The 11,011-nt window shown below is 57.2% G+C and carries 11 protein-coding genes, 2 tRNA genes and 2 riboswitches; of the genes, 3 read left to right on the forward strand and 10 right to left on the reverse strand.

The window, feature by feature from the left end; genetic code table 11:
* Positions 1-339: 339 nt before the first annotated feature.
* Entirely contained in the window at positions 340-1,602 is a 1,263-nt protein-coding gene (murA, locus tag ADA16_RS09730) for a UDP-N-acetylglucosamine 1-carboxyvinyltransferase (RefSeq protein ID WP_239659438.1), read from the reverse strand.
* Between the two features lie 47 nt (positions 1,603-1,649).
* Between murA and ADA16_RS09735 the strand changes: the two genes are divergently transcribed.
* Positions 1,650-2,270, forward strand: coding sequence for a cob(I)yrinic acid a,c-diamide adenosyltransferase (locus ADA16_RS09735; RefSeq protein ID WP_048761486.1), 621 nt, complete (start codon positions 1,650-1,652; stop codon positions 2,268-2,270).
* Positions 2,271-2,363: 93 nt separating this feature from the next.
* Here the strand turns inward: ADA16_RS09735 and ramA are convergent, their stop codons facing one another.
* The 5 genes from ramA to ADA16_RS09760 all read right to left on the reverse strand — a co-directional run bounded on the left by ramA (position 2,364) and on the right by ADA16_RS09760 (position 6,878).
* The gene (ramA, locus tag ADA16_RS09740; protein WP_005511953.1) at positions 2,364-3,200 is read right to left on the reverse strand and encodes an acetate metabolism transcriptional regulator RamA; all 837 of its coding nucleotides are present in this window, start codon (positions 3,198-3,200) and stop codon (positions 2,364-2,366) included.
* A 472-nt stretch (positions 3,201-3,672) separates the two neighbouring features.
* Positions 3,673-3,931, forward strand: a riboswitch (cobalamin riboswitch).
* A 193-nt stretch (positions 3,932-4,124) separates the two neighbouring features.
* Entirely contained in the window at positions 4,125-4,949 is an 825-nt protein-coding gene (locus ADA16_RS09745) for an energy-coupling factor ABC transporter ATP-binding protein (protein WP_048761488.1), read from the reverse strand.
* Positions 4,950-4,951: 2 nt separating this feature from the next.
* The gene (cbiQ, locus tag ADA16_RS09750; protein ID WP_048761492.1) at positions 4,952-5,689 is read right to left on the reverse strand and encodes a cobalt ECF transporter T component CbiQ; all 738 of its coding nucleotides are present in this window, start codon (positions 5,687-5,689) and stop codon (positions 4,952-4,954) included.
* A complete protein-coding gene (locus ADA16_RS09755) occupies positions 5,689-6,063 on the reverse strand; it encodes an energy-coupling factor ABC transporter substrate-binding protein (RefSeq protein WP_048761495.1) in 375 nt (124 codons plus the stop codon). Before ADA16_RS09755 ends, cbiQ begins: the two co-directional genes overlap by 1 nt.
* Before the next feature lie 38 nt (positions 6,064-6,101).
* Positions 6,102-6,878: an energy-coupling factor ABC transporter permease gene (locus tag ADA16_RS09760; RefSeq protein WP_048761499.1), complete on the reverse strand. Its 777-nt coding sequence runs from the start codon at positions 6,876-6,878 to the stop codon at positions 6,102-6,104.
* Positions 6,879-6,945: 67 nt separating this feature from the next.
* Positions 6,946-7,215: riboswitch (cobalamin riboswitch) on the reverse strand.
* A 315-nt stretch (positions 7,216-7,530) separates the two neighbouring features.
* Here ADA16_RS09760 and cysK point away from each other — a divergent pair.
* Complete coding sequence (gene cysK / locus ADA16_RS09765; protein WP_048761501.1) at positions 7,531-8,463, forward strand: cysteine synthase A; 933 nt, start codon at positions 7,531-7,533, stop codon at positions 8,461-8,463.
* 115 nt (positions 8,464-8,578) lie between these two features.
* Entirely contained in the window at positions 8,579-9,172 is a 594-nt protein-coding gene (gene epsC / locus ADA16_RS09770) for a serine O-acetyltransferase EpsC (protein ID WP_048761503.1), read from the forward strand.
* Positions 9,173-9,276: 104 nt separating this feature from the next.
* Here the strand turns inward: epsC and ADA16_RS09775 are convergent, their stop codons facing one another.
* The 4 genes from ADA16_RS09775 to ADA16_RS09790 all read right to left on the reverse strand — a co-directional run bounded on the left by ADA16_RS09775 (position 9,277) and on the right by ADA16_RS09790 (position 10,447).
* Positions 9,277-9,558 carry a GNAT family N-acetyltransferase gene (locus ADA16_RS09775; RefSeq protein ID WP_048761507.1) on the reverse strand — a complete coding sequence of 94 codons (282 nt, stop codon included), beginning with the start codon at positions 9,556-9,558 and terminating at the stop codon, positions 9,277-9,279.
* 107 nt (positions 9,559-9,665) lie between these two features.
* On the reverse strand, positions 9,666-10,121 hold the full coding sequence (locus ADA16_RS09780; RefSeq protein ID WP_048761510.1) for a hypothetical protein: 456 nt from the start codon (positions 10,119-10,121) through the stop codon (positions 9,666-9,668).
* Between the two features lie 157 nt (positions 10,122-10,278).
* Positions 10,279-10,351 (reverse strand) — tRNA-Phe (locus ADA16_RS09785).
* 19 nt (positions 10,352-10,370) lie between these two features.
* Positions 10,371-10,447, reverse strand: a tRNA-Asp gene (locus ADA16_RS09790).
* Positions 10,448-11,011: the final 564 nt, after the last annotated feature.

Below are 11,011 nucleotides of genomic sequence, written 5' to 3' on the forward strand. Positions count from 1 at the left end.
CACCCACAAAACAACCACCACAACCAAGCAGCAGCCACCCCGTGAGCAGCGGAAGAAAACATTAACAAACAATTAACCAGAAAGTCAAACCAACGACTCCCAGCGGCTAACCGCACGAAAACATTTCCCCCACATCAGCCAACCAAACAACAACTGCCCGGCCGCGCTGACCTCCGAATACATTACACACACCCCACCAAAGACACAAAACTCCAGGTAAAGCACCAAAAACCATCACAAGTCCAACTGGAGAATCCCGCCTAATAGTTCTGAAACATCCAGAACCGAAGACTTGCGATGGCTTTCCGCAACGCGCACCTAGCTATTAGCCAACAATCACTAGCTAACCCGTTCAACCGATGCGCCAATAGAATTGAGTGTCTCTACGAAGCCCGGGTAACCGCGGTCGATGTGATAGACATCGTGCACCTCAGTGACGTCCCCCTCTTCAGTACACAGCCCAGCAAGCACTAGGCCAGCTCCGGCGCGAATATCGGAAGACCAGACAGGTGCCGAGCTCAGTGTTTCCTTCCCGCGAATCATCACATGGTGTCCATCGATGGTGGCGTCAGTGCCAAGGCGAATCATCTCGTCGACAAACCGGAAGCGCGACTCAAAAACGTTCTCGGTAAGTACCGATGTTCCTTCGGACACCGCGGACAGAGCGATAGCCATGGGCTGCATGTCCGTCGGGAAGCCCGGGTATGGCAGCGTTTGGTAGTTCACGCCCTGCGGACGTCCATCCATGCGCACGCGGAAGCCCTGCGGATAGGTTTCGACCTGGGCGCCTGCGTTCTTCAGCTTTTCCAGGGGAAGGTGCAGGTACTTTGGATTGATACCGATGACAGTAATATCGCCGCCGGTCATTGCAGCAGCATAAGCCCAGGTCCCTGCAATAATTCGGTCACCGACGACCTTGTGCTCAGTCGGGTGAAGCTTCTCGACGCCCTCAACCGTAATGGTGTTGGATCCTGCACCGGAGATTTTCGCACCCATCTCCATGAGCATCTCGCACAGATCGACAATTTCGGGCTCACGGGCAGCGTTATCCAGCACGGTCGTGCCTTCAGCCAGAACGGCAGCCGTCAGAATATTCTCGGTCGCACCGACAGACGGGAAGTCCAGTTTGATATTCGCACCCTTGAGTCGATCCGCCTCAGCCACCACGCAACCGTGGTGAATATAGGTACGCGCGCCCAATTTCTCCAGGCCAGCTTGGTGCATGTCCAGCGGACGCGAACCAATCGCGTCACCGCCGGGTAGCGCGACAATCGCATTAAGAGTACGTGCCGTCAGCGGCCCAAGCACGCAGACCGAAGCGCGGAACTGGCGCACAGCATCGAAATCGGCGTGATGCGAGAGTTTTTCGGGCACCGTAATCTCAATCCGGTCACCCTCGCGCACCACAGAGCAGCCAAGCCCTTCGAGGACCTTCTGCATCAATGGCACGTCGTCAATTTCAGGGCAGTTTGTCAGTACTGTCGTGCCCTCGGCGAGCAGCGCCGCCCCCATCAGCTTCAGGACCGAGTTCTTCGCCCCGGAAACCTGAACCTGACCGTTTAGCGTCGCTCCGCCTTTAACCAGAAATCGCTCATTTCCCACTCCCCCAGCCAACCACATTTCACAATATAGCGCTTAGGCTTGAGACTATGAGCGTTCACCTAACCCGCATTTACACTCGCACCGGCGACGACGGCACCACCGGATTGTCCGATTTCAGCCGCGTCCCCAAGGACGATTCCCGCCTCATCGCCTACGCCACGTGCGAGGAGACCAACGCCGCACTCGGCCAGGCGCTCAGCCTGGGCACGCTTGACGACGAAGTCTCGGCCGTCATCCGCTACGTACAAAATGACCTCTTTGATGCCGGAGCAGACCTGGCAACCCCCATTGAAGAAAATCCAAAGTATCCACCGCTGCGCATTGAGCCGGATTACATCGAGCGACTCGAGCACTGGTGCGACCAGTTCAATGAACAACTGCCGAAATTGGATTCGTTCATCCTCCCTGGGGGCACCCCAGCTGCGGCACTATTACACACCGCTCGAGTGATTACTCGTCGGGCCGAACGCGCGGCATGGGCTGCCTGCCGCGAGTTTCCGGAAACAACCTCAGTTCTACCGGCGAAGTATCTCAATCGCTTGTCTGACCTGTTGTTTATTCTTTCGCGGGTGGCCAATGACGGCAACGACATCAAGTGGGTTCCCGGTGGCGAACGCGAAGATGAGCGCCAAGCGGCCCTGGATGCGAAAAAGCGCCGCGCTCGCTAGCCAAGTTTGCTAGGAGCGCGGCGCTAGCCGCATGGCGGCTAAGACTACCTAGAGCATCTGCGGGGTTGGACGCGGTGCCCGTCGTCAAGCAGTTTACGGCAGTGCGCCGATGCGACGGGCTGCGTTAACGGCCTCGTAGCGAGTGTGGGCGCCCAGCTTGCGCATAACGGAACGGAGGTAGGACTTAACGGTCTCGGCGCCGATGCCCATTTCTTCTGCGGCTTCCACGTTGGTGTGGCCGAGAGCAACACAAGCGAGAACGTCCAGCTCACGAGCCGAGAGCTTGGTGGTCTGCTTGACGCGGACCGGGGTGACCATCTGATCGCAGAGCACCTCGAGCTCCTGGCGCAGCTTCTCGTCGTCCACGCGGTTGGCGAGCATGCGCAGCTTCGAGTGCGTGGAGCGAACCTGCTCCCACTCGGCACCATTCATAATTCGGCCGCCCTTGCCGTTGCCGGAGCGATCCATGTTGCGGCAGGCATCGACGACCGCCAGGTCCTGTTCCAGGCACCGCGCGGTCATAGTGACCTCTTCAAGAACCTTGTCCCCCAGGCGCACCGATGAGTGCACGCCACCGTAGAGCACACCTCGAACGAGACGCGAAACGATCACCGGCACGGCGACCAGCGAGTGCAGGCCCTCATCGCGAATCTTGTCGTCATACTCATGGGTAATAACCTTGGCGCGCAGGTAATCACTGACACCCACCGGGCGGCGCGTGGCCAAGACGCGACCACCAACACCCGCGCCCGACTCCACAGTCAGATTCTGCAGAGCTGGGGTGCGCAGACCAACCCAGTTGTTAATCTGCATCTTCGAGTTATCGGTGACTTCCGCATACATTGTGACCGGAATACCAGTCGCATTCTTTAGAGCGACCAAGGACGACTTAATAACCTCATTGTCGTCCAGAATGCGGTGGGGATCCATCTCGCGTCCTCCTGCGTAACGGGCAAATTGCTTCACTGGCACCCACGGGGGCACCCTCAGCCTGTGACTTCGCGCCGACTTACAATCCGACGAAATGGCCAACTACCGCTCAGCGGCTACTGACCCTTTCGGGGGCTGTAAACCGTACAAAGTAGATAGTACCCTCCGAACGGGTACACCTGCATTAAGGCATCCGTCACATAATCTTAGGAAACAACTAGGTTTCTCTACAAGTACATAAAGAAAACGCCTGAATGAAGGCTGTCATTAGCCCCGCGATTGCCACAAAAATACAAAGTAGGGGTAGCTATTTTTCCGTCATGGAACAGCGTAAATATCGCTAACAGCGGGTGGAAAATGACGTTTTACCCCCAAAGCGGACATTTTCGAAAAAGACCTTCGCTTATTTAGTTCATTGCGCTATTGTTATCACTGCAACAGGTTTTGTTGAGTTCCATCTTTAATGCTACGTCCTCCACGTGGTCATTCAGAGGTGGTGCACAGCAGACGCAAGAGGGAATCCGGTGCAATTCCGGAACTGTCCCGCAGCGGTAATCTGGAACGAAATTCGCCAACGGCACTGAGGTTGTTTCAGCCTTGGGAAGCGGTGAAAAGTAGGAAAATCGATAATAAGGTTCTGCGCGTAGGCATTGAAGCAAGCGGCAGTCGTCATCCCCTTATTGTTGGTCACGCCAGGAAGTCCGAATACCTGCCTGATGCGCCGGGGCTCCTGCAAGGTGCCACGGCCACGGAGATCGCCCGCGGACAGGTGTGACGTGAAATGGAAGCGAAGAAATGCGACAGCTTCGCCTATATTTCTAGGCCTATTTTTATAGGCATTACGCCCTGCCCGCGGGCGTTTTTCGTTTTTAGCTTGGTTTAGCTGCACATATCAATGCACCATTCAACAACCAAACCGCTCCCCTAGACATCCTCTGGATAGAGAACATCCCGACCAATCGTCTTGGAGACCACAGGCGCCCAGGGCAAAGTCAATCGAGCTTCTTCAACCAAACTCTGATTTGCCAAAATTTCCTCTTTGGAACCGACGCGCAGTTTACCGTCGGCAAGCACTGCCGCCCTATCGGCGAAATTCCATGCGAAGTCGATGTCATGCGTGGCGACGACAACCGCCGTGTCCTGATTGCGCAATTGATCGAGCGTGTGCGCAAGCTTTCGGGTCGCCTGCGGATCGAGGCCGGCGGAGGGTTCGTCGAGAAGCAGCACGCGCGGGTGCATTGCCAGTGCGCCTGCGAGAGCGACACGTTTGCGCTGGCCATAGGAAAGCTGATGCGGGACGCGTTCGGCGAGATCGGCGATTTCAGCGGTGACGAGAGCCTCCCGGACGCGCCGCTCGACTTCCTCATTCTCCAACCCCATGTTGACGGGACCGAACGAGACGTCCGCAAACACACTGGCCGCGAAGATCTGCTCGTCCGGATCCTGCGTGACCATCTGCACTGAGCGCCGGACCGTATTGCGGCCGCGACGGGAGTACTCGTAGGCGGCACCATCGAGACGAACCTCGCCGGTATCCGGTTTGAACGCTCCCGCGAGCATCCGCAGCAGCGTGGACTTGCCCGAACCGTTTGCGCCCAGCAGCGCCAGGCGTTCCCCCGCCGAAATTGTCAGATCCACGCCTTTCAGGACGTGGGTTTCGTCGTAGGCGTATGTGACGGCGGTCGCTTCCACAATTGCGCCGCTAGTACTCTGCGCGGAACCAGCACTATTCTTCCTGCCAATCGGCATTCTTATACACCCCATTTCAGCAGTGCCCAGGCTGCAATCAACGACAACAGTAATGCACTGGATATCGCGATGAACTTCGGCTGCCTGGGCCGCGAAATCACTAGTACTTTCATCGCGCTCGGATCGGCACGCAACTCGATTCCCTCTTGCATCTTGCGCGCGCGGGTAAAAGCGATGACAAAGAGGCTGGCGGACTGTGCCGCAGCATCGCGAATCATTGCCCGGCGCGTGGAATGTCCCAGACGCCGTGCTTGGGCCTCCGTCATCGAGCGCGCGGAGTGAATCAGCACGCCGGTCATTCGGTAAATCACCTCGGCGAGGTAAGTGAGATACCGAGGCATGCCGTGCTTATCCAGCCACGCAATAAGTTCCGAAATCGGAGTGGTCAGCGCAAAGACCATCGTGCAGCTAATACCCGCAAACGAACGCATCACAACCTGCGCCATTCGCAACGGACCATCCGGCGACCACTCAAGGCCGTCGGAGGTAAGCGCCACTAAGAGCGGAAATGCGCCGACGAGCACAAAAGCCGCCGGCGCCAACACCATTGCCACATACAGCTTGCGTGGCACCCGGGCGATATACGCAATGCTCCAGGCGATGACCGCAATAATTGGCGCAAAGGGGATTGGCGGAAGCGCAACCGCCAGAATTAGCAGCCCTCCGAGCAGCAGAATTTTTTCACCGACATTGCGGCGCGCCCAAGCGCTGCGCGCCGCTGCGGCTTCTAGCGCATTCACTACTCTTTCTCGCGCTTGTCAGTGCGCGCAGCAGCCTTCCCTCGGTAGTAGCCAATAACGTAGAACAGTACGCCAGCACCGATAACAGCCTGAAGCGCAAACAGTCCTGACTCCACCTCACCTGGCAGTTCGCCTACGAGTGGCTCGAACCATGGCTCGTAATCCGGGTCAATTTCCTGAATTGTCTCCGTCGCGGTGGCATCGGTGCCTGCGAACGGCTCCTCGGCGTCGTCGTCCCCGTAGTTGAAGAACAGCGGGAACATGGCGATCAGGACAACCAGGACAAAGAGGCCAATGCTGACCCACACGGAGTTTTTCTTCGGCTGGCTCGCCGTCTGTGTGGCTACAGTCTGTGCCGTGTTTTTTGCATTCATAATCGTGCTCTCTTTCGCTTCTTTTCGCTTGACGACGGCTACTGCTTCTGACCGGATACGGAGGCAGCTGCAGCATCCTGAGAAGCGGCAGATTCTGCAACAGCGTCGGTCGTGGCATCTGCAGCCTTAGCCTCCGGTGCCGGTGCATCGCCGAAGCGAGACAGGAAGCCGAGGTCGAGAAGCTCGGAGTGTGCTACTGCCAGCAGTGTGCGCATGAGGATAACGGTGACCAGCGCCTCAATGATTGCTAGCGGAATCTGCGTGATAGCGAAGAGCCCCAGGAAAGTTGCCAGCGCGCCACCAACGCCGCCCGGGTTTGCCGGGTGTGCAAGAGCGAGCTGCATGGAGGTCACGGCGTAAGTGGAGAGGTCAGCGAAGAACGCTGCCATGAAGACACCTGGTAGCAGGCCACCGCCGAGCTTTCGGGTCAATACGTAGAAGGCGTAGCCGACCCACGGGCCCACGATTGCCATGGAGAAGATGTTCGCACCAAGCGTCGTAATGCCGCCGTGCGCGAGCAAGATTGATTGGAAGAGCAACACGATGGAGCCAAGCAGCGCCATCACCGGAGGTTTGAAGATTACGGCACCAAAACCGGTACCAGTTGGGTGCGAAGTAGAGCCCGTCACGGACGGAATTTTGATGGCGGAGAGCACGAAAGTAAACGCGCCAGCAGCGCCGAGCAGCATGCCACTACCGGGATGCTCCTTCATAGTGCGCTTGACCTGAACTGCGCCGTGGATGACAAAGGGAGCGGCAGCTACACCCCACCCAATGCAGTGAGTAGCTGGGAGAAATCCCTCAGCGATATGCATGATGTAAATCTTCTTTCTGCGGCACTATTCACCTCGACAGCACCGCTCGACCGCCAATACGCGGGTGCGAATTGGATGATTTACAGTCGGTCTCCTGGCTGATGGGCTGAGGAAAGCTCTTTTGCTTCCCAGTAATGCCCCGCCTCCCTTCCCCAAAGGCTTGAGTCCCCTGAGTGGCTTAGACGACGCACCGCGATTGTCTGGCCCATTAGCTGCATCGTCGGTTATCGAAGATAACCGCTGCGCAGACAACTGCCGCAATCGCACCCAATCACAGTGGCGAGGGCCGCTGCCTATTTGCAAGGCATTCCCGTGCACCGTAAATCAAGTCCCAGAATAGTGGAATCTAAGAAACTTTAATGTTCTTTACCCTCACAATGGAGGTGAAGACTCTGGCCAAGGCAATGGCATGGCGTTAACGTGGCGGAGACAGGGCAAGTGCGGTGACAGAGGGCGGCTGCAACGGCGACCGCAACGGCAGCTGTAGCGGTGACAGCAACGGCGCCTGCGCAGGAATTAATAGCCCCCTTCCCCACGCAATCCCCAAAATAGACGAACTGGTCTGTACTAATTGCAGCATCAGGCGTACACTACGGCTACGTACGAACACTCATTAGGAAGTCCTCTGTGATTTCCAGAATGGATAAGATTAATGACTATTTATAACGATGTCACTGAACTGATTGGCAACACCCCGCTGGTTAAGCTCAACCGTGTTACCGAGGGCCTGCCGGGCAACGTGATTGCCAAGCTGGAGTTTTACAACCCTGCCAACTCGGTCAAGGACCGCATCGGCAACGCAATTATTGACGCCGCTGAGCGCTCTGGCGAGCTCAAGCCGGGCGGCACCATTGTGGAGGGCACCTCCGGCAACACCGGTATCGCCCTCGCTATGGTCGGCGCAGCCCGCGGTTACAAGGTTATCCTCACCATGCCGGACACTATGAGCCAGGAGCGCCGCGTCGTTCTGCGCGCATTCGGCGCTGAGCTTGTACTCACCCCGGGTGCGGATGGCATGCGCGGTGCGGTCGATAAGGCTAACGAGATCGTGGCTAATACCGACAATGCAATCCTGGCCTCCCAGTTCGCCAACCCGGCCAACCCGGCTATCCACGAGGCAACTACCGGTGAGGAAATCTGGGAAGCTACCAGCGGCAAGGTTGATTACTTCGTCGCTGGTGTCGGCACCGGCGGCACCATTACCGGTGCTGGCCGCACGCTGAAGAAGCACAACTCGGACATCAAGCTGGTTGCTGTCGAGCCGAAGGCCTCCCCGCTACTGACTGAGGGCACCGCCGGCCCGCACAAGATTCAGGGTCTGGGCGCTAACTTCGTCCCAGAGGTTCTCGATCAGGAGCTTCTCGACGAGATCATTGCGGTTACCAACGAGGACGCTATTGAGGTCTCCCGCAAGGTCGCTGCAGCCGAAGGTATCCTCGGTGGCATTTCCGCCGGTGCAAACATCAAGGCCGCACTCGAGATTGCAGCCCGCCCGGAGGCTGAGGGCAAGAACATCGTCGTGATTGTTCCTGACTTCGGAGAGCGCTACGTCTCCTCCATCCTTTACGAGGATCTGCGCGACTAAACCAAGCGCTATAAGCGCCCTTAACCTTTTCCGCAAAGCCCGCTAGCTGGCAGTTTTCCGTCGGCAAGCGGGTTTTTGCGTTGTTCCCACTTCCGACCAGATAGAATTAACGGCCATGAGTGACTTTTTCCGAATCCTCAAAGAGGATCTGGACAATGCCCGTGCGCATGATCCAGCTGCACGTAGTGACGTAGAAAATGCCATTGTCTACTCCGGCCTACACGCAATCTGGATTCACCGATTCTCGCACCGCCTCTGGAAGCGCGGTGGGATTTTCAAGGGCATTGCACGAGTCCTCGCACAATTTGCCCGTTGGTTGACTGGTATTGAGATTCACCCGGGTGCCCAAATTGGTCGCCGGTTCTTCATCGACCACGGCATGGGAATTGTCATTGGTGAAACCGCAGAGATCGGTGACGGCTGCATGCTCTACCACGGCGTGACCCTCGGTGGTCGCTCGCTGGAGAAGGTCAAGCGCCACCCCACGCTGGAGGACAACGTCACCGTCGGCGCAGGTGCAAAAGTCCTTGGCCCGATCACTATTGGTGCTGGCTCGTCGATTGGCGCCAACTCCGTGGTCACCCACAGCTGCCCACCCGATTCCATCGTGATAGGAATTCCGGGCCGCGTACGCCCGGCCAAGCCCGGCGAACACAAGCCGTTGTGCGATCCGGCGGTTTACGTCCAAGGTGACGGGGACTTTATCTAGCTCGGTCCTAAAACTAGCTCTACATACAAAAGCCGACCGGCTGCTCTTTCTATCGTGAGCAGCCGGTCGGTTTCTTTGCCATTTTCTTTTAACTATTTTGGCGACTAGTCAGCCAGCAGATCCTGGTACTCCGGGCTCTTCTTCACGAACCGGGCAACAGCGGAGCAACTGGTGCGAATCTTGCGGTTGTTCTTCCGGACATCATCCAGGGCTCCTGCGATAAGCGGCTTGGATAGCCCCTGACCGCGGAACTTGTTGTCAACAACCGTATGGTCAAAATCCAGCGCGCCTTCCACCGGGGTGTAAGCGGCGAAGCCAGCCTCCTGCCCCTCTACAGTAAGAACGTAGCGCTGACCGGCCTCATCATGCGAAATAGTGTGTGCCATTTTCGGAGTCACTTCCCTCTCGTGATCTTGAAGCGTCGTCATTGCAAACGACTCTTAGGATGTAACCCAACTAACAGCTCTCACTTCAGATTAATTCCGAATCTTGGCTAGTTCTGCACTAGAGGGGGTTCGCCCGGGTGCTCGTCGGCACGCCCGACAGCGACACGGCACGGGACATCGCCCTTCGCGACCTTGGTCGCAGCCTCACCTTCTACCCACCCCGGGCTGACGGCCTCAGCGAGCGGGCCTGCGAGATCCGCCAATTCACAGTGGGACAGACCCGGAGCCACCACGCTGATGCGGTAACGCTTACGATCCCCCGGATCCATGCCCGGGTTTGCCTCCGCCCACAAATCAGCGAGAGAGGAAGTGCGCCCCACGTCAGGCATGACATCCTCGTAGACGTTGACTTCCTGATCCGGAATCAGCTCCGTGAGCACCCCACGAACCTTCTCAGCAGCCGATTGACTGCCCGCAGCATCCGTGTAGACGAAGATGCGCACGACCCACGGCAATGTCTCATCATGGGACAGCGTTCCTGCTGAGGCGAATTCCTTACTCATGCACAACATCCTATCCGCTAGGGCGTGTACGCGGTTTAATTTCCCCCACTTTAAGGTTTTCGTTCGACTCAACGCACTTTGCTTTACGACGAGCCCAGCGACAAGCACCTGATAAAACAAAGAATCCCCAACCCGTTACCGGACTGGGGATAAATTGTGGCCAGAAGCGGGATCGAACCGCTGACCTTCCACTTTTCAGGCGGACGCTCTACCGACTGAGCTATCTGGCCAGACTTGAAATTAATCAAGTGGCGACCCTGACGGGACTTGAACCCGCGACCTCCGCCGTGACAGGGCGGCGCGCTAACCAACTGCGCCACAGGGCCTTAAATACCGTGCTCAACTTTCTGGCTTACCAGCGCTGTGCACGAGTTGTTACTCTACAGAACCGCGCCAAACATAAGCAAATCGCCAGTTCATGGCAGATATTTTAAGTTGAAAACTGACATCCGAACCCCGGGGGCTCGGGGCAACCTAGACTGTGGCGCCCCCGGTGGCAGCTACGGGTTAATAGACCAAAGTATGTCCGCTCAGCATGTCGCCGGGTGGACCCTTTTTGCCACTTAGCCCTTAATGCGAGTTACTGACTGCGTTTATGTCAAAAATGGCCCGTAAACTGGCCTGAAAGTGTCATAAATTCGCACAGTTTCACATTTGCAGCCCGTAATTTTTCGGGCGATCAGTTTTGCTACTTAACCCTGGGTTGTGGAGCTGCCGCAGTTGGAGGCTGACCAGTCACTATCTTGAGAATCAGACACACTTTTTGCCCCCACCGACACCCAGCACACCACTAACCAAAAGCAAAAACACCAGCTCCAACCGGAACTGGTGTTTAGAATTGCGACCCTGACGGGACTTGAACCCGCGACCTCCGCCGTGACAGGGCGGCG

The sequence above is a fragment of the Corynebacterium vitaeruminis genome (assembly GCF_001054325.1).
In the GTDB taxonomy this organism is placed as follows: domain Bacteria; phylum Actinomycetota; class Actinomycetes; order Mycobacteriales; family Mycobacteriaceae; genus Corynebacterium; species Corynebacterium vitaeruminis_A.